Origin of the sequence: Methylobacterium variabile (genome assembly GCF_001043975.1) — a bacterium.
Classification (GTDB): domain Bacteria; phylum Pseudomonadota; class Alphaproteobacteria; order Rhizobiales; family Beijerinckiaceae; genus Methylobacterium; species Methylobacterium variabile.
The window spans coordinates 60328-80887 of the sequence record NZ_LABY01000013.1 but is presented as its reverse complement, the minus strand read 5'-3'; the positions used below and the strand labels follow the sequence as shown (position 1 = coordinate 80887).

The window sequence follows — 20560 nt, the reverse complement described above, 5'->3', positions numbered from 1 at the left end:
GCCTCCGCCGCCCCGAGCCCCGCCCAGCCGATCCCCGCCATGTCCTCACTCAGCATCCGCATCGACCTCGCCCCCGAGATCCGGGTCGGCCCCGGCAAGATCCGTCTCCTCGAAGCCATCGCCGAGCACGGCTCGATCTCGGCCGCGGGGCGGGTCCTCGGGATGTCGTACCGCCGCGCCTGGCTCCTCGTCGACGAGCTCAATCGCTCCTTCTCCGAGCCTGTGGTCGAGGGGCAGGCCGGCGGCCGCAGCGGCGGGGGCGCCCACGTCACGCCGCTCGGCGAGCGCCTGATCGCCTGCTACCGCGCCATCGAGCGCGACGCGACCGCGGCGGCAGCCCAGCACCTCGCCGGCATCCAGGGCGCCGTCGCGGCGCACTGACCGGCCGCGGGGCACCGGCCGCCGGCCATGGTCGCAGGAGGGCGGTCGGGGCTGTTGACGCGGCGCTGTATTTGTTCAGATATAGCCGAGAGGTCGACACGGAGATGGTCATGCCGCTCGCCGCCCTGCCGCGCCGGTCCGCGACCCTGGCGGTCAGCCTCGCGCTCGTGGCATCGAGTCGGTGACGGAACCGTCCGATGGCACGTTCGCGTTCACCGTTATAGCTGATTGGATATAGCACCCATGCCGTTCCAGGCGACGCATCCTGCCAGTCTCGCGCCGCTCGCCGCCGCAGCCCTGCCTTCGTCCGACGCCTCGACCTGGACGGCACCGACCGACGCGCGCGACCGGCTCTGGGAGCTGTCGTCCAACCTGCACTGCTCGATCATCGGTACCTGCCTGTCGACCGCCGACCTGCGCAGCGTGCTCGCCAAGCTCGGCGAGCCCGCCGCCCGCACCGCCAGCGACCACGACCTCCACGGCCGGGCGGTCTCGCGCGCGGGCCGCCGGGAGGGCGGGGCCAAGGTGCTGCACAAGCTCCTCGACCGGAAGCACGCCCGCGAGGTCGCCCGCTTCGACAAGGCCGCGACGACCGAGGCCGTGCGCGCGCTGTGGCGCGAGGCCGTGGCGCGGGGCGAGATCCCGGGGGCGTACTGGGCGGTGCTGACCCACCCGTTCACCGACCATCGCCTGGTCCAGGAGGTGTTCGGGGAGGTGCACATGCTCTCCCACCTCGTCGGCCGCTCGGTGCGCGCCGACCTGCGCCGCCTGGCGCAGCTCGAGGAGGAGGTGGGCGCGCGCGACGCCGTCATCGCCGAGCAGGAGGCCCGGATCCGGGCCCTGACCGAGGACAAGGGCGCGCTGACCCGCGCGCTCGCGGCACGAGAGACTGAAATACGCGAGCCTGCCGGTCCGGCTGATAGCGCCCCGGTGATCCGTCAGCAGGAGGAAGTCATCGCGGCCTTGCGCGAGCGGGCCGGCCGGGCCGAGGCGCATGCGGCGGCTCTCGCCGAGCGGCGGGCGGAGCTCGAACGCGCCGCCGCCCTCCTCGCCGAGGAGGTGAGAGCGGCGGCCGAGCGCGAGGAGGCGCTCCGGAGCGAGCGCGACGCCCTGGAGGCCGAGCTCGCGCGCGGCCTCGACGACGACGCGGGCCTGCCTCGTCCCCTTGTCGGGCAGCGCCTGCTCTATGTCGGCGGCCGGCCGCGGCAGGTCGCCCAGGTCCGGCGGCTGGTCGAGCGCCGCGGCGGCATCCTGCTCGCCCATGACGGCGGCGTGGAGGAGAGCGCGACGCTGCTGCCCGGCCTCGTCGCCCGCGCCGACCTCGTGCTGTTTCCCGTCGACTGCGTCAGCCACGACGCCGCCGGCACCGTGAAGCGCTGCTGCCGGGAGGCCGACAAGCGCTTCGTCGCCCTGCGCAGCGCCAGCCTGGCCGGCGTGCTGTCGGTGATCGCGGCCCTCTGAACGGCCCGGCGCCGAGAACGAGAAGGCGGTCCCGCGAGAAGGATCGCCTCACGAGGAGGAAACCGATGAGCACCGCCAGCAAGCCTGCGGCGCCTTGCGCCGCGAGGTCCACCGTCAGGGCCGTCATGGCGCGGGGCGTCGTGGCCGCCGGGATCGTCCTGCTCCCGGCGCTCGGCCCGGCCCGGGCCGCCCCGGAGACGATCGCGCTCCCGGGCGAGCGCCTGTTTCCCGAGAGCATCACCTCGACGGCGGACGGCACGCTCTACGTCTCCAGCATCGCGGGCGGCGGCGTGGTCCGGGTGCGGCCGGGTGCGTCGACGGGGGAGGCGTGGATCGCCCCGGGCGCGTTCGGGACGCGCTCGACTCTCGGGGTGCTTGCCGACGAGCGCTCCGGCACGCTCTGGGTCTGCTCCAACGACCTCTCGGCCCTCGGCATCCCGGGACCCGGCGCGGTCACGGGCAGCCACCTCAAGGGCTTCGATCTCGCGAGCGGCGAGGGCAGGGCCAGCGTCGCCCTGCCGGGCGAGCGGACCTTGTGCAACGACATCGCGATCGGGCCGGATGGCGCCGCCTACGTCACCAACACCCTGGCGCCGCAGGTCCTCCGGCTGAAGCCCGGCGCGAGCACCTTCGAGGTCTTCACCTCCGATCCCCAGTTCGGACCGGACGGGGCAGGGGCCGGGCTCGACGGTCTCGCCTTCGGCCAGGACGGCAACCTCTACCTCAACACCTTCACGAAGGCCGAGCTGTTCCGGGTCGCGATCGAGGATGGCAGGGCCGGCGCCGTCACCCGCCTGCGCCCGTCGCGCGCCCTCGTCCTCGCCGACGGGATGCGCCCGACGGGCGACGGCAGCTTCCTGATGGTTGAAGGCGGCGGCCGGCTCGACCGCGTCACGGTCTCAGGGAACGAGGCCCGCATCGAGACGCTGCGGGAGGAGCTCGCCGGCCCGACCGGCGTCACCAAGGTCGGCGGGACGGCCTTCGTGAGCGAGGGGCAGCTCGATGCCCTGTTCGTGCCGTCCGCGCAGCGTCGCGCGCCCACCCTGCCGTTCCGGGTCCATGCGGTGCCACTCGGCGACGGCTCCGTCGCGACCGCGGCGACGCAGCCGGAGTGCCGTGGCGACAACGGCGGCCTCTCCCTGCCGGCCGGCTTCTGCGCCACGGTGTTCGCGGACGGCATCGGTCATGCCCGCCACATGGCCGTGGCCGAGGACGGGACGCTCTACGTCAACACCTGGAGCGGCCGCTACTACAAGACCAACGATCCCGCGCCGAACGGCTTCCTGGTCGCGCTCAAGGACACCGACAGCGACGGCCGCGCCGACGTGACCGCCCGCTTCGGCGAGCGCCCGGACCAGGGCGGGCGGGGCGGCACCGGCCTCGCCCTGTTCGGCGGCGCCGTCTTCGCCGAGAGCAACGACCGCATCATGCGCTACCCGCTCCGGGCAGGCGAGGTCGCCCCGAGCGCCCGGGGCGAGGTCGTCGTCTCGGGCCTGCCGCTCACCGGCGACCATCCGATGCACCCCTTCGCCATAACCCCGAAGGGCGAGATCCTGGTCGATCTCGGCTCGGCGACGAACGCCTGCGAGGTGAAGAACCGGATGCCGGGATCCCCCGGCCACCAGCCCTGCACCGAGAAGGAGACCCGCGGCGGCATCTGGCGCTACGACGCGCGCAAGGCGAACCAGGCCTTCTCGCCGGCCGAGCGCTACGCCGCCGGCATCCGCAACGGCGAGGGCATCGCGCTCGATGCCGCCGGGCGGGCCTTCGCGACCCAGCATGGCCGCGACCAGCTCCACGAGAACTGGCCCGCGCTCTACAGCGCGCAAGCCGGCTTCGAGATGCCGGCCGAGGAGATGGTCGAGCTCAAGGAGGGCGGGGATTACGGCTGGCCCGAATGCTACTTCGACCCGGTGCAGAAGAAGCTTGTCCTCGCGCCGGAATATGGTGGCGACGGGGCTAAGACGGTCGGCCTCTGCGCCGGGCGGCAGGGTCCGGTGGCGGTCTTCCCGGCGCATTGGGCACCCAACGACATGACCTTCTACGTGACCCGCGCCCAGGCCGGAGGGGCGGGGGCGTTCCCGAGCGCCTACGAGGGCGGGGCCTTCATCGCCTTCCACGGCTCCTGGAACCGGGCGCCGGGACCGCAGGGCGGCTACAACGTGGTGTTCCAGCCGATGCGTGAGGGACGGGCGGGCGGCGACTTCGTGGTGTTCGCCGACGGGTTCGCGGGCGCGGTGAAGGAGCCGGGCCGGGCGCGGCATCGCCCCTCCGGGCTCGCGGTCGGGCCCGACGGCGCCTTGTTCATCTCCGACGACGTGCAGGGCCGGATCTGGCGCGTGACCTACCGGGGCGGCGATCGCACCGCCGCGGTGGCGGCCGCGCCGGCCGCGGGTTCGTCCACCGGCTCGTCGCGAGCCGCGGCGCCGCCCGAAGGCGTGCACCCGGATGCGGGCCGGAGGGTTGCGACGCTCACCCTGCCCGCCGGGGTGAGCCGTGAGGAGATCGCCCTCGGCGAGCGCGTCTTCCACGGCGAGGTGGCCGGCGCCACCTGCGGCGGCTGTCACGGCTCCGACGCCAAGGGCTCGCCCATCGGCCCGGATCTCACCAGCGGGACGTGGCTGTGGAGCGACGGCAGCCTGAAGGGCATCGAACGGACCATCGCCACCGGCGTGGCCGAGCCCAAGGAGCACGGCGGCGCGATGCCCCCGATGGGCGGCGTCCAGCTCTCCGACGCGGAGCTGCGCGCGGTGGCCGCCTATGCCTGGGCGGTCGGCCATTCCCCCGGGCAGGCGCAGCCGCCGCAGGACCCGTAGGAGAGAATTTTCAAAGTATAAGTATAACAAAGAACATAGATTTCCTTGTGATCGCCGTAGACATTCGGAATACATACCATTAAATTCAGTCAATCAGCCATAAAACAGGGAGAAGCGCCAATGAACATTCGCGCCGACATCCACGACACGGCTCCGGCCATTCCGGCGGAGATCCGCACCTGGCTCTCGCGGGAGCACCGGCTCCTGATCGACGGCCAGTGGGTCCCGGCCCAGTCGGGCAAGACCTTCGAGGTCACCGATCCGGCCACCGGCGAGGTGGTGGCCCGGGTCGCCGAGGGCGACGCCGCCGACATCGACCGCGCCGTGAAGGCGGCCCGCCGGGCCTTCGAGAGCGGGCCCTGGGCCCGCATGACGCCGTCGGCCCGCGGTCGCCTCCTGCACCGCATCGGCGACCTGATCCTCGAGCACGCCGACGAGCTCGCGGCGATCGAGGCCATCGACAACGGCAAGCCGAAATCCGTCGCCAAGGCGGCCGACGTGACGCTCGCGGCCGACATGTTCCACTACATGTCCGGCTGGGCGACCAAGATCGAGGGCAAGTCGATCCCGATCTCGGCGCTCGCCGCACCATCCGCGGACTACTTCTCGGTCACCCGTCCGGAGCCGGTCGGGGTGGTCGGCCAGATCATCCCGTGGAACTTCCCCCTGCTGATGGCGGCCTGGAAGCTCGCCCCGGCGCTCACCACCGGCTGCACGGTGGTGCTGAAGGTGGCCGAAGAAACTCCGCTCTCGGCCCTGCGCCTCGGCGAACTCCTCCTCGAGGCCGGCCTGCCCGACGGGGTGGTCAACATCATCGCGGGCTTCGGCGAGACCGCCGGCGCGGCCCTCGCCGCCCATCCGGACGTGAACAAGGTCGCGTTCACGGGCTCGACCGAGGTCGGCAAGCTGATCGTCAAGGCCGCCGCGCACGACCTGAAGCGGGTCTCGCTCGAACTCGGCGGCAAGTCGCCCAACATCATCCTGCCCGACGCTGACCTGTCGCTCGCGATTCCCGGCGCGACGGCGGCGGTGTTCTTCAACCACGGCCAGTGCTGCAACGCCGGCTCGCGCCTGTTCGTCCACCGCAAGCTGTTCGACCAGGTCGTCGAGGGCATCGCCGCCGAGGCGGCCAAGATCAAGCTCGGGCACGGCCTCTCCGCCGATACCGAGATGGGCCCGCTGGTCTCGTCCGTGCAATATGAGCGCGTGACCGGCTTCCTCGACGCGGGACGCCGGGAGGGCGCGCGGGCGGTGTGCGGCGGCCAGGGCCTCGGCGGGCGGGGCTACTTCGTGCCGCCGACGATCCTCGTCGACACCAGCCCGACCATGAAGGTGGTGCGCGAGGAGATTTTTGGCCCGGTGCTGGTGGCCACGCCCTTCGACGAGGTCGACGATGCCCTGATCGCGCAGGCCAACGACACGATCTACGGTCTCGCCGCCGGGGTGTGGGGGCAGGATGCCGGCCGCGCCCACCAGGTCGCCAACCGCCTGCGGGCGGGCTCGGTCTGGATCAACTGCTACCACGTCTTCGACGCGGCCCTGCCCTTCGGCGGCTACAAGCAGTCGGGCTGGGGCCGGGAGATGGGACAGGCGGTCCTCTCGAACTACCTCGAGACCAAGGCCATCACCCAGCGCCTCGGCTAGAGCAGGACCATCGACGCCTCCCGTGAGAGGAGGCGTCGATGTCCCGGAACTCCCTGCCGGCACGAGCCGAGCCACCGATGCCGCGGCGTCGGTGGCCGGGTCGCGTCGTGAGCCCTCGGGCCGAATGCCCGCATCGCGCCTCGCGAGGCGGAGGCGCCGGGAGCCGTGCGTCAGCCTTCCGCGACCTGATCGAGGTAGGCGCCGTAGCCCTCGGCCCCCATCCGGTCGCGGGGGACGAACCGCAGCGAGGCCGAGTTGATGCAGTAGCGCAGGCCGCCCCGGTCCCGGGGTCCGTCCGGGAAGACGTGCCCGAGATGGCTGTCGCCGTGCTTCGAGCGGACCTCGGTGCGGATCATGCCGTGCGTGGTGTCGCGCAGCTCCGCGACGTGGGCCGGCTCGATCGGTTTCGTGAAGCTCGGCCAGCCGCAGCCGGACTCGTACTTGTCGGACGAGGCGAACAGGGGCTCGCCCGACACGATGTCGACGTAGATCCCCGGCTCCTTGTTCTCCAGGTACTCGCCGGTCCCGGGCCGCTCGGTGCCGTTCTGCTGCGTGACGCGGTACTGCTCGGGGGTGAGCCGGGCGATGGCGGCGGCGTCCTTCTCGTAGGTCGGCATCCAGCGTTCTCCGATACGTCCTCGTTCACGCGCATATCGCACTTTTCTCGCCGCCGCTGTCGATCCCCCCGGATCGTCCACCGCAGGGCCACGGCGCCGTCCCCGGTCCCTCCCAGCCGCATCGCGTTGGCGTCTCACCGCCGCCATCGATGCGCTCACGCGGCCGCCTGGCCTCTCGTCGCCCTGGCATCCCGGGCGGGCGACAGGCCGAACAGGCGGCCATACTCGCGCGTGAACTGCGGGACGCTCTCGTAGCCGACCGCGAAGGCGGCCCCGCTCGCCGACAGGCCCTCCGAGACCAGCAGCCGGCGCGCCTCGATCAGGCGCAGGTGCTTCTGGAACTGCAGCGGCGAGAGCGAGGTCACGGCCCGGAAATGCTGGTGGAACGAGGACGGGCTCATCCCGGCCGCCGCGGCCAGCCGCTCGACCGGCAGGGGCCCGGCGAACTCGGCCCGGAGCAGGGCGACCGCCCGGGTGATCCGCTCCACGTGGCCGTCCGGCCAGCCCAGGCGGCGGATGGCGGCGCCGTGCCGCCCCGCGAGGAGCCAGTAGTGCATCTCGCGCACGAGCTGCGCGCCCAAAACCGGGATCGAGGCCGGCCGGTCGAGGAGCCGCATCAGGCGCAAGGCGGCGTCGGCGGTCTCCGCATCGGTCGGGTCGACCCGGACCGGCATCGGGTCGGCCTGCGCCTCGGCCGGCATCTGCGCGCCCAGGTCGGCGATGACGGCCGGGTCGAGCTCCAGCACCAGCGACAGGTAGGGCGCCGCGACGGTGGCCCGGGTGATCTGGCTCACCGTCGGCACGTCCGCGGTGATGAGGAGGGAGTCGCCGGCCCCGAACGCGAAGGCTCGCGTCCCCATGGTCACCTGCTTGCCGCCCTGCAGGACCAGGCAGACCAGCGGCCGCGAGACGTCGTGGAGCAGGCCGCTCGGGGCGGTCGCCCGCACGGTCGAGAGACCCGGGATGGGTGTCGCCGCGATGCCGGCGGCATTGCCGTGGGCCTCCGCGTGGCGGCGGACGGCCGCGAGGAGCGTCGTCATGCCCGCCGGTATACGACACCGCCCGCGCGAAAGCACGGCTTTCGGAGGATCAGGCAAGAAGCCGCGAGCTTCCGGCAACCGGGGCCGGCCTCCGGGCGGCATACCGGGCGAGCCCCCCAGAACGGAGCCGACCCATGACCAAGATCGCCCTCGTCACCGGTGCCAGCCGCGGCCTCGGCCGCAACACGGCGCTGAGCGTCGCCCGCCGCGGCGGCGACGTCGTCCTGACCTATCACAGCCGCGCGGACGAGGCCGAGGCCGTCGTCGCCGAGATCCGGGCCATGGGCCGCAAGGCGGTCGCCATGCAGCTCGACACCGGCGACACCGGGGCGTTCGCCGCCTTCGCCGAGCGCCTGCGGGCGGCCCTGCGCGAGACCTGGGGGCGCGAGACCTTCGACCACCTCGTCAACAACGCCGGTCACGGCGACTACGCCCTGTTCGGCCAGACGACCGAGGCGCAGTTCGACCGGCTGGTCGACGTCCACTTCAAGGGCGTCTACTTCCTCACCCAGACCCTGCTGCCCCTCCTCGCCGATGGCGGCCGCATCGTGAACCTGTCCTCCGGCCTGACCCGGGTCTGCTTTCCCGGCTACGGCGCCTACGCGGCTGTCAAGGGCGCGGTGGAGGTGCTGACCCGCTACATGGCCAAGGAGCTCGGCAGCCGCGGGATCGCCGTCAACACGGTGGCGCCCGGCGCGATCGAGACCGACTTCGGCGGTGGTGCGGTGCGCGACAACCCGGAGATCAACACGCTCTTCGCGGGCCTGACGGCCCTCGGGCGCGTCGGCGTGCCCGACGACATCGGTCCGATGGTCGCGAGCCTGCTCGCCCAGGAGAACCGGTGGGTGAACGCGCAGCGCATCGAGGTCTCGGGCGGCCAAGGAATCTGAGCCGAGGGATCTGAGCCGAGGCCTCTCACCGACGCTGGGGGGCGCCACCGGCTCCTCGCGGTCACGCCACCCCAGCCGATCAGGGAGATCGCCATGAGTTCAGGATCGTCCGGTCCCGCCGCGGTCGAGCGGATCTACGTCCTCGACGGAGGCGAGGCGCAGGTCGAGGACGGCTCGATCTAAGAGCGCGACGATCCCGCGCGCGCCGGCCTCGATGACGTGAGGGCGGAGGGATCGTGCCCCCGGCCGGGGATTGGAGGTCAGAGCCGGTCAGCGTGACCGCCCGGAGGGGAGCCGTCGCCCCCGCTTGCGATGCCGAGGCGGCCGGCCACGGCGCGACCGACGCTGCGCGAGAGCGGACCTCAGGTCGTCGCCGGCGGAGATTGCCAAGGTGCGGTCCTTCCCGCATGGCCACGCCGCAACCGGATCCCGCTCGCCATGCAAAGCCCCTCCGCCTCCGCATCGAACGCCCGGCGAGCCGCGATCCCGCGCACGGTGTGGGTTCTCGGCTTCGTCAGCCTGCTGATGGATGTCTCGTCCGAGATCGTCCAGGCGCTGCTTCCCTTCTATCTCGTGAGTCACCTCGGCGCGTCCGCGGCCGTCGTCGGCTTCGTCGAGGGGCTGTCGGTGGCCATTGCCACGACGACCAAGCTCTTCTCCGGCATCCTCACGGACTGGACGGGCCGGAGAAAGCCGATGGTGATCGTCGGGTACGGGCTGGGAGCGGCGTCCAAGCTGATCTTCCCCCTGGCCGCCTCGGTCGGCTGGATCGTCGGCGCGAAGGCGGTGGACCGTGTCGGCAAGGGCATTCGCGGCACGCCGCGCGACGCGCTGATCGCCGACGTCACACCGCCCGAGCTGCGCGGGGCGAGCTTCGGCCTTCGCAAGTCGCTCGACACGGTCGGCGGCTTCCTCGGCCCGCTCGTCGCGATCGGCCTGCTGATCCTGTTCGGCGGCAACGTCCAGGCCGTGTTCTGGGTCGCCGCCGTCCCGGCGTTCCTCGCGGTCGCGCTGCTGGTCGTCGGGATCGAGGAGCCGGTTCGCGCGACGCCGGTGAGGAAGGACGGCCCGCCACGCCTGACGGACGTTGCCCGGCTCGGCAGAGGGGTGTGGCTGACGATCGCCGTCGCCTGCCTCCTGACCGCGGCCCGGTTCAGCGAGGCGTTCCTGTTGCTCAAGTCGCAGGAGGCCGGGTTCTCGCTGACCTGGGTTCCAATCACCCTGGTCATCATGCACGCGGTCTACGGCCTCGCCGCGTACCCGGTCGGACGCCTGTCGGACGCGATCGGGCGGATGGGCCTGCTCGGCGCGAGCCTCGTGTTCCTGGTGGCGGCCTACCTGGTGCTCGCCACGGCCTCCTCGATCGCCGCCTTCGTGGCGGGCATCGTCCTGTGGGGGTTGCACATGGGGTTCTCGCAGGGCTTGCTGGCGACGCTGATCGCCGACAGCGCCCCTGCTCCCCTGCGGGGCACGGCGTTCGGCGTCTTCAACCTGATGACGGGCCTCGTGGTCCTGGCCGGGAACGTGGCGGCCGGTCTCATCTGGGACGCGTACGGCTCCTACGGCACCTTCATCACCGGTGCCTCGCTCTCGGCGGCTGGGTCGATCGCGTTCGGCCTGATCGCAGTCCGGCGCGCGCGGCTGTCTTCCACGAACGGCGCGACGCGGACCTGAGCCGATCCGCCATCGAACGTCCGCGAAGCACCCCGACCGGTCGTTCGGCCGGTTGGCGTGTTCGAGGAACCCGGGCGGTTCTCCTCGACGCTGAAGGTGCAACCCGGCGCTCCCGTTCGACGACGTCGACGAGGTGATCGCGCGGCTACGGCCGCGAATCGGCCTCCGGCACGTCGAGGAACCCCTCGACGTGAAGGCGATCTGGATCAAGACGGATTGACGGCCGCGACCCGTCACGCTGAGGCGGGATGAGAGGCCTGCGCGTTCGGACGGGAGCGGGCGGCCTTCGAGGCCCACCCGCGCCCCGATCGGCGAAGGGAGCATCGCGTGGACTACGTGAATTTCGGATCGACTGGCCTGAAGGTCTCGCGGCTGTGCCTCGGCTGCATGACCTTCGGCGACCCTGACCGCGGCAGCCATCCCTGGACCCTCGACGAGGAGCGCAGCCGCTCCCTCATCCGCCAGGCCCTCGAACTCGGCATCACCTTCCTCGACACCGCCAACGTCTACTCCGACGGCACCTCGGAGGAGATCGTCGGGCGCGCGATCAAGGAGTTCGCCCGGCGCGACGAGGTCGTGCTCGCCACCAAGGTCTACAACCGCATGCGTCCGGGCCCGAACGGCATGGGGCTGTCGCGCAAGGCGATCATGGCCGAGATCGACGCCAGCCTGCGCCGGCTCGGGACCGACTACGTCGACCTCTACCAGATCCACCGCTACGACCCCGAGACGCCGATGGAGGAGATGCTGGAGGCGCTCCACGACGTCGTGAAGGCCGGCAAGGCGCGCTACATCGGCGCCTCGTCGATGCCGGCCTGGCGCTTCGCCAAGGCGCGCTACACCGCGCGGCTGCACGGCTGGACGCCGTTCGTGAGCATGCAGAACCATCTCAACCTGCTCTACCGCGAGGAGGAGCGCGAGATGCTGCCCTTCTGCGCCGAGGAGGGCGTCGCCGTGATCCCCTGGAGCCCGCTCGCCCGCGGGCGCCTGACCCGGGCCTGGGAGGAGACGAGCGAGCGCCAGAACACCGACGAGTTCGGCAAGACCCTGTACCGGCAGGCGGAGGAGACGGACCGCCGGATCGTCGAGGCGGTCGGCACGGTCGCGCAGGCGCGCGGCGTGCCGCGGGCGCAGGTGGCGCTGGCCTGGGTGGCGCAGAAGCACCCGGTGACGGCACCGATCATCGGTGCCTCGAAGCCCCAGCACCTCACCGACGCGGTCGCCGCCCTCTCCCTCGGCCTCACCGCCGAGGAGATCGCCACCCTGGAGGCGCCGTACCTGCCTCACCAGGTCGAGGGCTTCCGGTAGGCCGCCGGCCGTCTCAGTAACAGGGTCGCCTTTCCGAGGCGCATCCTGACCTTGGAAGGCCGGCCAGCCGGGCACAGATCCGGACGCGCTCGTCGGGGACGATCCCGAGGTCGAGCGGCACGCCGCATGGCCTCGCCTCGAGGGTGTCCGACCCATGTCCTTGCAGGGGCCTTCACCAGCGGGCATCTGACGGGGATGGCTCGAACGACCTTGGACGAGAGCAGCCTCGCCCCCTTCCTGGCGGCCTTCTACGAGCGCGTCCGCTGCGACCCGCTCATCGGCCCGGTCTTTGCCGCCGCGATCCCGGACGCCGACTGGCCGCGGCACATGGCGACGATCGAGGCGTTCTGGTCGTCGGTCCTGTTCAAGACGGCCCGCTACAAGGGCAACCCCTTCGGCAGGCACCAGGCGCTCGGCGTTCTGCGACCGGAGCACTTCGCGCGCTGGCTCGACCTGTTCCAGCAAACAGCGTCGGCACACTTCACGCCGGGCGATGCCGCCGAGTTGCAGGAGCGCGCCGAGCGGATCGGCGCCAGCCTCCAGGCGGGCCTGTTCTTTCGACCCGACGCCGCGGGGACGGCCGCTACTGCTTCCGGAGCAGGTACACCTGCCACGTGATCATCATGCTCGCGACCATGAGAGCGGCGTGCAGGAGGGTGAGGACCAGGGGTGCATCAGGCATGGGCGTCATCCCTGCGGACGGGTCGTGCGCAGCAGGGGGTCCGCATGCAACGAACGGGCCCACGCGCCCGGCGCCTCGCGCAAGCGGCGTCGCCAAGGGGCTTTGCCCGGCCTCGCCTGGAGATAATCACGGCTGACGAGGGACGCGCGTGCACTCCCTCGGCTTCACGCTCGCGGCGGCAGAAGAGCCTGCGCAACGGCGGCCCGGGCCAGGGTCGCGAGCATGTCGGTCTGGGTCACGATCCCGAGCACGCTGCGGTCCGGCGCCGTCACGACGACGGCGTGGAGGCGGCCGTCCGTGAGGGCCGGGACCAGCGTCACCGCAGACTCGTCCGGCCCCACGGTCCTGGCCGCGGACATCGCCTGCGCGATGTCGCCCGCGGCCCAGAGGGTCACCTCGCGCAGCCCGACCGTGCCGACGAGGCGGCCCGCATCGTCCACGACGGGCAGCGTGCGGACGTCGTGCTTGAACAGCAGTTCGCGCGCTCGTGCGACAGGCTCGTGCAGCCCGATCGTCACGACGTCGCGGGACATGACCTCGGCGCAGGTCAGTGCTCCGTGGGACCGTGCGAGCGCATTTTGCTCGACCGCGCGCAGCAGCCGGTCGAGGTCGGTGCGATCGATGTCGAGGGTTTCGTTGAGGGCGAGCAGCGCCGCGTCGATGTCGTCGGCGTGGAAACCGACGCGCATGGCTGCGGGCAGATCCGCCGTGCCGTGCGCGTTCGCCGGTGCCGCGGCCGGAACGTGGGGGTACTGGCGGCGGGCGAGCCGGTGGAAGACGATGCCAAGGCCGACCAGGATGAGCGAGTTGAGGCCGACGGGAACGAACGGGAACAGGAACCCGGAGGAGGCGACCGCCGGTCCGCCGATGAGCGCGGTCAGCGCCGCGGCACCTCCCGGCGGGTGAAGGCAGCGCGTGAGGGACATGACGGCGATGGCGACGGACACGCCGACGCCGATCGCAGCCACCGGATCGGGGATGAATCGCGCGGCCGCCACCCCGATGAGCGCCGAGAGCGTGTTGCCGCCGATGATCGCCCAGGGCTGCGCCAGGGGGCTCGCCGGGACCGCGAAGAGCAGCACGGCACTCGCGCCCATGGGCGCGACGATCATCGGGATGTGCGGACCCTGTCCGACGATCCAGCCACTGATCAGGCCGGTGAGCGCGATGCCGACCAGGGCGCCCAGGCAGGCGACCAAGCGCTCGCGGAGCGTCGCCCCGGGGAGCATGGGCTTGAACAGCCGGCCTCCCCACCTCCCGCCGCCCGAGCGCACCGACCCGACGATGCGCGACATCCCCTTCATACCGGCTGGATCCCTCGGAGCGGTGGAGCGTGACGGCGCCGGAGGTCGAGCACCGACGGGGCGTACCTCTATGTGCCACGCTTCAGCTTGCAACCATTCGGGGCACCATGCCCGTCATGACGGCAACCGATGGCTCGCGGTCGCATGCACGGCTCACGGCCTTGGACTCGCCCTCGGCTGACGAGCAGCCATTCCGGTGGCATCGCGTCCCCCGCGCGAGAGGGTCGCTCGCCACGCGAGGCCAGGCCGGGGAGCGCCGGGGAACGGGTCATCCACATGGACGATGTTTCTCGCCGTCCCGCGGTTCAGCATCGCACCCGACAGTCCCTGGGCTCGGCGCAGCCGAGAACCCGGGATGACGAAGAGGGTATCAATGCCGGCGCAAATCCGACTTGCTTCGAGATCCGGGATGCCACTCACCCCGGCAGCCGATACCCCGGAACCTCCCCGACCCGCTCCCCCAGCATCGCCTGCACCCGGTCGAGCCCGTCGCCCGGCAGCGATGCGCTGGCGGCGAAGCAGTAGACCTCCCAGCCGACCGAGATGAAGCCGAGGCCGAACCGTTCCGCCGCGGCGCGGGCGCCCAGGCCCGCATCGGCCGCCCCGGAGGCGATCAACGCCGCCACCGCCTGGTGGGTGAACTCTTCGAGGCCGTAGCCGACGATCTCCTCGGGGCCGATCCCGGTCTCGGCGAGCAGCCGGTCGAACCAGGCCCGGGTGCCCGAGCCCTTCTGCCGGTTGACGAACCGCGCCCTCGTCGCGCGCAGATCCGCGGCGTTGCCGAGCCCGAGCGGGTTGCCGGCGGCGACCAGCAGCCCCTGCTCGCGCTCGAACAGCGGCCGGACCCGGAAGGCGGGATCGCCGACGAGGTCGGAGAAGGGCGGGCCGGCCGCCGCCGGCCCGATCGCCCCGCAATGGAAGCCGGCCGCGTCGGCGCGCCCGTCCATGAGCTGGACCACCGCGTCCCGGCTGCCCATCACGGCCACATCGGCCCCGCCCCATTCGGCCAGCACCTCCATCAGCAGGGGGTCGTGGCTCGCCGCAACGGTCAGGCGGCGCGGGGCGGCGAGCAGGGCGGCGAGGCGGGCCTGCATCGCCCGCGCCTCGCGGGCGAGCGGCAGGGCCAGTCCCTCGGCCGCGCCCGACAGGGCGTCGTGCAGGGCGGCGCCGGTCTCGGTCAGCGTGGTGCCGTGCCCGCGGGTCTTGCGCACGAGCTGGTGGCCGATATCCGCCTCGAGCGCCCGGACGCGCTCCCAGGCGGCGCGGTAGGACAGGCCGATCTCGGTCGCGGCGCCCTGCACCGAGCGGGTCCGGGCGATGGCCCGCAGCAGCGCGAAGGTGTCGGCGACGGCGACGCGCGCCGTGCCGATCCGCAGCGAGCCGCCGAGCCCGAGTTCGACCACGGGAGCTTCATCGGCAGGTGTCGTCATATCGCGCGCGCCGCAACGTTCCTCATACCTGCCGACATGCTCCTCGCCCCGAGGGGCGCGTCGCGCGTCGGCAGTGTCGCTTAGCATGGAATCAGGAACGGCCCGCGCCCCGCTGCTGCGCCGGATCCTGCCAGGATCGGCGAGGCCGATCACCGCGGGGCCGTGATCGGCTTCGGGGCATCGATCGAGTGGCCGCCCGCCAGGATGGCCTGGACGAGGGCGCGCGGCGCGCCATACTGGAAGTTGCCATCCTATTGCAGGCTTTATAGCGGCATCGTACCGCCGATGGTCTCGTTCTCGCCTGGAGACGTGCCGGCGGCTCGTCGTCGGACCGCCGCAGGGATGAGACCCGCAGGGACGCGATGGCCGCATGATTCATCCGGAGCTCCTCCGCCCGACCCGGCACCCGGCTCCCAACCGGCTGACCGTGCCGACGACCGTGCCGTCCGGGACCGCGGCGCAGGTGCACGAGGGCAGGGTGTCCCGCCTGCCGGCGGACTGGATCCACGACGGTGGCTTGCGCGCCTTCCGGGGCGATGCCGGCTATCTCGGGCGCTCGATCGCGGCGCTCAAGCTCTACCTCACCCTGGTCGTCAGCCAGGACGCGGCCTCGCCCGCCGGCGAGCCGGCGCCGATCGTCCTGTCCTACGAGCGGATCGCCGCGCTGTCCGGCCTCTCGGACCCGCTGATCTGCGCTGGCAAGAAGGCGCTCCTCGATCAGGGCCTCGTCACCGCCTGCGGCGAGCGGCCGGGCGGGATGATCGCCTACCGGCTGACCGGCCTGCACCCGTCCATCGCCTCGGCCGCGATCCTGCACGCACCGCAGGTGGGCGGCCGGATTACAGCCCTGCACGGCCTCACCTGCCGGAAGGCGCCGAACCTCGCGGCGCTGAAGACCTACCTGCTGCTGAGCGCGTGCGGGAGAGACGCCGAAGGCGCCGTGTCCCTCGATATCGACGCCGCGTCGGATCTCACCAATACGAGCCACGTCAAGATCATCGCCGCGCTCGCCGCCTTGCAGGAACTGGAACTCGCCCGGTCGCTCGGCAACCCGTCGCGGCTCGCGGAGCAGCGCCGGCTGCGCCTGCTGCCGCTGCGGTGATTTCCTTCGCCGAGGCGGTCGGTCTCTCCACCGCTCCTGGCGAGGGCTGGCGCGGAGATTCATTCCGGGTGGCGCCGTCGCGCTTCGATCACAAGGAAGCAGACAAGCGCGGCTCAGGCAGCGCTCGAAGGTTTGCCGGCGACCGGACTCCCGGGCGGCCTCACCCGAAGGTGAAGGCGTAGACGCGCACGCCAGGCCGATGGAAGCGGATCGCGAATGTGCGCTCGCGCACGGGGCCGGACTGGCGAACGAGCTGGTAGAGCCGTGTCGCCGGGACCACCCCGGCGCCGTCCGCACCGACATCCGCCCCGTGATCCTCGCCAGGTGGTTCGCCATCGAGGGAGACGTCGAAACCGACGGGCTGCCCGTCCGGTCCAGGCCCGACGACGAGGTGGAGGTCGCGAGCCCGGAAGCGGTATGTCACGCTCCCGCCCGGCGCGGCGAGGTGGGCGTACTCGGGTTCGACGGCCCATGCTCCGGCCAGCGACCACTCGTTCAATCCTGGCCGGCCGGGGGTGTAGGTGCGCGGACCGGACGACATTCGCTCCGGCGACGCGAAGTTCGCCGCCTTGTCGGAGCCGAGATAGGTCTCGCTGGACCCGAGATGCGCGAGATCGGGGGCGGCCTCCACGCCGGCCGCTCGCGTCCGCGTCGTGCCCTCGTCGGGGGCCCGACCTCCCGCGGACTCGGCCAGGAGTGCCTGGATGGCAGCCTCGGACCGGGCATAGCCTCCCTCACCGAACTGGTGATGACGGATCCGTCCCTGGGTATCGACGACGTACAGAGCCGGCCAGTACGAATTGCGCAAGCCGCGCCAGAGCCGGAACTCGTTGTCGACTGCCACCGGATACGGCAGCGCGAAGCGCCGGATCGCCGCGGCGACGTTCCCGATATCGTGCTCGAAGGCGAATTCGGGCGCGTGGATGCCGATCACGGACAGACCCTGCTCCCGGTACCGCTCGGCCCAGGCCCGCAGATAGGGGAGGGTGCGGATGCAGTTGATGCAGGAGTACGTCCAGACATGGACCAGCACCACCCTGCCTCGCAGCCCCTCCGTGGTCTGCGGAGCGCCGTTGAGCCAGTGCGTGGCGCCGGCGAGGCTCGGCAGGCTGCCTTCGACCGGCCATTCGCTGCGGTGCGGCCCGTCGGTCGGGTCGGCCCGGGCGGGATCGATCCGCAGCGCCGTCAGGAGCGCGTCCTCCGCCGCGGTCGTGCTCGCCGCGGAGTAGCGCGCCAGCAGGTCCGAATCCGCCCCGAGGGCGACCGCGGCGAGCACCGCGATCAGGGCGGCTCCGGCGGCCCGGCGCAGCCACTCGCCGAAGCCGAGATGCGGACGGAGGCGGGCGACGAGCGCGCCGCCGAGCCAGGCGGCGCCGGCCAGCGCCGTCGCCGCGCCCGAGGCGTAGGCGGTCAGCAGAGCCATCGTCTGCCAGCCCGCCCCGTTCAGGGCCGCGCCGGTGAGAGCCAGCCCGAGGATCGGTCCGGCGCACGGCGTCCACAGCAGGCCCGTGGCCGCGCCGAGGCAGAGCGAGCCCAGGAGCCCGACCGGCCCCGCGGCCCGGCCCGGTCCCGTCGACGGGCGGGACAGGATCTCGCCCAGCCGCACGAGCGGGCGGTGAAGCCAGGACGAGGCGCGGGGCGACAGCAGCGAGACGGCGAACGCGGCGAGCAGGCACAGCGCCAGAACGCGGCCGGCCGTGCCGAGCCGTGCCACCCAGCCGCCCCCGACCGCCGCGAGCCCCGCCGCCGCGACGAAGGCCGCGCCGAGGCCGGCCAGGAGCGGCAGCGTGCCGGTGAGGAAGGGCCGGTCGGCCCGCGCGAGGACGAAGGGCAGCACCGGAACGATGCACGGGCTGAGGATGGTCAGCACGCCCGCGAGATAGGCGGCGAGGGCGAGGGTCACGGGCGGCTCCTTGTCTTCGTGCCCCGGATGCCGCCCTCCTCACCAGCCCCGCATGTCCGGCCTGTGTGCGGTGCCCCGCCTCCTTGTATCGGTCTGTAGCGGCCCCGGGACCGCCGCCTCGGGGCCGCGACCGGCCCGCTACACTGCGTTACCGGGAACGGCTCGCCGGACGGGCGCGGCCCCGCTATCCCAGGCGTGAAGCGAGGGCAGGGCCGTGGAGCACATCGATCACGTGCTGGTCGTCGACGACGACCGCGAGATTCGCGAGATGGTCTCGGGCTACCTCAGGAAGAACGGCCTGCGGGTGAGCGTGGCCGCGGACGGCCGTCAGATGCGGTCCTTCCTCGAGACGGACCGGGTCGACCTCGTCGTGCTCGACATCATGATGCCGGGGGACGACGGCCTCGTCCTGTGCCGGGAGCTGCGGGCGGGCAGGCACAAGGCGGTTCCGGTCCTGATGCTCACCGCGCGCAGCGACGAGACCGACCGGATCGTCGGCCTGGAGATGGGCGCGGACGACTACCTGGTGAAGCCGTTCGCGGCCCGCGAGCTGCTCGCCCGGATCAAGGCGGTCCTGCGCCGCACCCGGATGCTGCCGCCCAACCTCCAGGTGACGGAGGCCGGCCGGCTGCTCGCCTTCGGCGCCTGGCAGCTCGACACCACGGCCCGCCACCTGATCGACGAGGCCGGGACGGTCGTGCCTCTCAGCGGCGCGGAGTACCGGCTGCTGCGCGTCCTGCTCGATCACCCCCAGCGGGTGCTGTCGCGCGACCAGCTCCTCAACCTCACGCAGGGGCGCGAGGCCGAACTGTTCGACCGCTCCATCGACCTCCTCGTCAGCCGCCTGCGGCAGCGCCTGAGGGACGACGCCCGCGAGCCGGCCTACATCAAGACGGTGCGCAGCGAGGGCTACGTCTTCGCCATGCCGATCACCATCGCGCAGGCGCGCGAGGGATGAGGGCGCGCCTCCCGGGCAGCCTGCGAAGCCGGCTCTTCCTGATCCTGCTCGCCGGCCTCCTGACCAGCCAGGCGCTCGCCTTCGCCGTCATGCTGCTGGAGCGCGACCAGTCGGCGCGGGCGGTGATGCTGACAACGCTCCAGCGCGACGTCGCCGTCGCCGTCGCGCTGCTGGACCGGCTGCCGGCTCCCGAGCGGGCCGCCTGGCTGCCGCTCCTCGACCGGCCGACCTACCGGTTCGCGCTCGGCCCCGGCGCGCCGGGAACGCCGGCCCTCACGTCCCGCGGGCGGATGATCGCGGACGAGATCCGCGCCGCCCTGGAGCCGCGCTTTTCCGTGCGGTTCGACGCCCTCCTCGAGCCGACCGAGCGGCTGCAGGCCCACGTCACCCTGGCCGACAGCTCTGCCCTGACCATCGACGTGCGGCCGGCGACACGCAGGGTCGCGTCGTGGCTGCCGGTCGCCCTGGCGGTGCAGCTCCTCGTACTGGCGGCCTGCGTCTGGCTCGCCGTCCGGCTGGCGGTGCGCCCGCTGACCCGGTTCGCCGAGGCCGCCGACCGGCTCGAGCCCGGCCGGCCGGCGACCCGCTTCGCGGAGGCCGGGCCGGACGAGGTCGCGCGCGCGGCAAAGGCCTTCAACGCGCTGCAGGCGCGCATCGCCCGGCACCTCGACGAGCGCGTGCGCATCCTGGCGGCGATCTCGCACGACCTCCAGACCCCGATCACCCGGATGCGGCTGCGGGTCGAGACGGGCGCCGAGGGACCCGACCAGGACCGGCTGCTGGCCGATCTCGACGGGGTCGAGGCGCTCGTGCGCGAGGGGATCGCCTATGCCCGGAGCGTGCACGGCGACGTCGAGCCGCCGGCTCGCCTCGATTTGCGCGCCTTCGTCGAGAGCCTCGTCTTCGACTACCAGGACGGCGGGCGGGACGTGACGATCACCGCCTTGGCCGACGTGACGGTCGCGACGCGGCCGCAGGCCCTGCGGCGCATCCTCACCAACCTGATCGACAATGCGCTGCGCTACGCCGGCCGGGCGGAGATCGCGGTGCGGGCGTCCGAGGGCCGGATCGCCATCGCGGTCCTCGACCGTGGGCCCGGCATCCCGGCGGACAAGCTCGAGGCGGTGCTGCTGCCCTTCGTGCGGCTGGAGGAGTCGCGCAGCCGCGACACCGGCGGCACGGGCCTCGGGCTCGCCATCGCCGAGCAGCTCGCCGGCGCGATCGGCGGCAGGCTCACCTTGCGCAACCGCGCGGGCGGCGGCCTGGAGGCCACCGTCACCCTCAGCTGACGCGGCTCCGCGCCGCCATCCCGCGGATCGTCCGGCGGAGGAGCGCACCGTCGCAATCAGC

The 20560-nt window shown here is 72.5% G+C and carries 16 protein-coding genes; 11 read left to right on the top strand and 5 right to left on the bottom strand.

The genetic code is table 11. From position 1 onward, the window contains the following. Positions 1-39 precede the first annotated feature (39 nt). The 4 genes from VQ02_RS02345 to VQ02_RS02330 all read left to right on the top strand — a co-directional run bounded on the left by VQ02_RS02345 (position 40) and on the right by VQ02_RS02330 (position 6302). The gene (locus VQ02_RS02345) at positions 40-381 is read left to right on the top strand and encodes a winged helix-turn-helix domain-containing protein (protein ID WP_048442537.1); all 342 of its coding nucleotides are present in this window, start codon (positions 40-42) and stop codon (positions 379-381) included. Positions 382-624: 243 nt separating this feature from the next. Continuing rightward, positions 625-1842, top strand: a complete 1218-nt coding sequence (locus VQ02_RS02340; protein ID WP_053080155.1) for a DUF2325 domain-containing protein — start codon at positions 625-627, stop codon at positions 1840-1842. A gap of 1064 nt (positions 1843-2906) precedes the next feature. Next, complete coding sequence (locus VQ02_RS02335) at positions 2907-4658, top strand: PQQ-dependent sugar dehydrogenase (RefSeq protein ID WP_425339874.1); 1752 nt, start codon at positions 2907-2909, stop codon at positions 4656-4658. Positions 4659-4778: 120 nt separating this feature from the next. After that, positions 4779-6302 carry an aldehyde dehydrogenase family protein gene (locus VQ02_RS02330; RefSeq protein ID WP_048442536.1) on the top strand — a complete coding sequence of 508 codons (1524 nt, stop codon included), beginning with the start codon at positions 4779-4781 and terminating at the stop codon, positions 6300-6302. A 170-nt stretch (positions 6303-6472) separates the two neighbouring features. On the opposite strand, the gene msrB is transcribed toward VQ02_RS02330, so the two are convergent. Continuing rightward, complete coding sequence (gene msrB, locus VQ02_RS02325; protein WP_048442535.1) at positions 6473-6919, bottom strand: peptide-methionine (R)-S-oxide reductase MsrB; 447 nt, start codon at positions 6917-6919, stop codon at positions 6473-6475. 155 nt (positions 6920-7074) lie between these two features. Further along, the gene (locus VQ02_RS02320) at positions 7075-7959 is read right to left on the bottom strand and encodes an AraC family transcriptional regulator (protein ID WP_048442534.1); all 885 of its coding nucleotides are present in this window, start codon (positions 7957-7959) and stop codon (positions 7075-7077) included. Positions 7960-8093: 134 nt separating this feature from the next. Between VQ02_RS02320 and VQ02_RS02315 the strand changes: the two genes are divergently transcribed. From VQ02_RS02315 to VQ02_RS02300, 4 genes are all read left to right on the top strand, one after another. Next, a complete protein-coding gene (locus VQ02_RS02315) occupies positions 8094-8849 on the top strand; it encodes an SDR family NAD(P)-dependent oxidoreductase (RefSeq protein ID WP_048442533.1) in 756 nt (251 codons plus the stop codon). Positions 8850-9287: 438 nt separating this feature from the next. Then, positions 9288-10523 (top strand): MFS transporter, encoded by a 1236-nt coding sequence (locus VQ02_RS02310; protein ID WP_048442532.1) that lies wholly within the window; start codon positions 9288-9290, stop codon positions 10521-10523. A gap of 327 nt (positions 10524-10850) precedes the next feature. After that, entirely contained in the window at positions 10851-11831 is a 981-nt protein-coding gene (locus tag VQ02_RS02305) for an aldo/keto reductase (protein WP_048442531.1), read from the top strand. Between the two features lie 195 nt (positions 11832-12026). After that, on the top strand, positions 12027-12449 hold the full coding sequence (locus VQ02_RS02300) for a group III truncated hemoglobin (RefSeq protein ID WP_048442530.1): 423 nt from the start codon (positions 12027-12029) through the stop codon (positions 12447-12449). Positions 12450-12677: 228 nt separating this feature from the next. On the opposite strand, the gene VQ02_RS02295 is transcribed toward VQ02_RS02300, so the two are convergent. After that, positions 12678-13808 carry an HPP family protein gene (locus VQ02_RS02295; RefSeq protein WP_048442547.1) on the bottom strand — a complete coding sequence of 377 codons (1131 nt, stop codon included), beginning with the start codon at positions 13806-13808 and terminating at the stop codon, positions 12678-12680. Positions 13809-14233: 425 nt separating this feature from the next. After that, complete coding sequence (locus VQ02_RS02290) at positions 14234-15247, bottom strand: helix-turn-helix transcriptional regulator (protein WP_048442529.1); 1014 nt, start codon at positions 15245-15247, stop codon at positions 14234-14236. 370 nt (positions 15248-15617) lie between these two features. On the opposite strand from VQ02_RS02290, the gene VQ02_RS02285 reads away from it, so the two are divergent. Then, a complete protein-coding gene (locus tag VQ02_RS02285; protein WP_053080153.1) occupies positions 15618-16349 on the top strand; it encodes a hypothetical protein in 732 nt (243 codons plus the stop codon). Positions 16350-16509: 160 nt separating this feature from the next. Here the strand turns inward: VQ02_RS02285 and VQ02_RS02280 are convergent, their stop codons facing one another. Beyond that, a complete protein-coding gene (locus VQ02_RS02280; protein WP_048442528.1) occupies positions 16510-18252 on the bottom strand; it encodes a redoxin domain-containing protein in 1743 nt (580 codons plus the stop codon). Positions 18253-18466: 214 nt separating this feature from the next. Here VQ02_RS02280 and VQ02_RS02275 point away from each other — a divergent pair, with 214 nt between their 5' ends. Together VQ02_RS02275 and VQ02_RS02270 are read left to right on the top strand one after the other, a co-directional pair. Beyond that, positions 18467-19210 (top strand): response regulator, encoded by a 744-nt coding sequence (locus tag VQ02_RS02275; protein ID WP_048442527.1) that lies wholly within the window; start codon positions 18467-18469, stop codon positions 19208-19210. Further along, positions 19207-20499, top strand: a complete 1293-nt coding sequence (locus tag VQ02_RS02270; protein WP_048442526.1) for an ATP-binding protein — start codon at positions 19207-19209, stop codon at positions 20497-20499. The genes VQ02_RS02275 and VQ02_RS02270 overlap by 4 nt, the downstream gene beginning before the upstream one ends. Positions 20500-20560: the final 61 nt, after the last annotated feature.

Excerpts from the sequence above, each read along its gene's own strand:
- VQ02_RS02270 (WP_048442526.1), top strand. The coding sequence starts at position 19,207 with ATGAGGGCGCGCCTCCCGGGCAGCCTGCGAAGCCGGCTCTTCCTGATC.
- VQ02_RS02310 (WP_048442532.1), top strand. The coding sequence starts at position 9,288 with ATGCAAAGCCCCTCCGCCTCCGCATCGAACGCCCGGCGAGCCGCGATC.
- VQ02_RS02340 (WP_053080155.1), top strand. The coding sequence starts at position 625 with ATGCCGTTCCAGGCGACGCATCCTGCCAGTCTCGCGCCGCTCGCCGCC.
- VQ02_RS02290 (WP_048442529.1), bottom strand. The coding sequence starts at position 15,247 with ATGACGACACCTGCCGATGAAGCTCCCGTGGTCGAACTCGGGCTCGGC.
- msrB (WP_048442535.1), bottom strand. The coding sequence starts at position 6,919 with ATGCCGACCTACGAGAAGGACGCCGCCGCCATCGCCCGGCTCACCCCC.
- VQ02_RS02315 (WP_048442533.1), top strand. The coding sequence starts at position 8,094 with ATGACCAAGATCGCCCTCGTCACCGGTGCCAGCCGCGGCCTCGGCCGC.
- VQ02_RS02300 (WP_048442530.1), top strand. The coding sequence starts at position 12,027 with ATGGCTCGAACGACCTTGGACGAGAGCAGCCTCGCCCCCTTCCTGGCG.
- VQ02_RS02285 (WP_053080153.1), top strand. The coding sequence starts at position 15,618 with ATGATTCATCCGGAGCTCCTCCGCCCGACCCGGCACCCGGCTCCCAAC.
- VQ02_RS02320 (WP_048442534.1), bottom strand. The coding sequence starts at position 7,959 with ATGACGACGCTCCTCGCGGCCGTCCGCCGCCACGCGGAGGCCCACGGC.
- VQ02_RS02295 (WP_048442547.1), bottom strand. The coding sequence starts at position 13,808 with ATGTCGCGCATCGTCGGGTCGGTGCGCTCGGGCGGCGGGAGGTGGGGA.
- VQ02_RS02345 (WP_048442537.1), top strand. The coding sequence starts at position 40 with ATGTCCTCACTCAGCATCCGCATCGACCTCGCCCCCGAGATCCGGGTC.
- VQ02_RS02330 (WP_048442536.1), top strand. The coding sequence starts at position 4,779 with ATGAACATTCGCGCCGACATCCACGACACGGCTCCGGCCATTCCGGCG.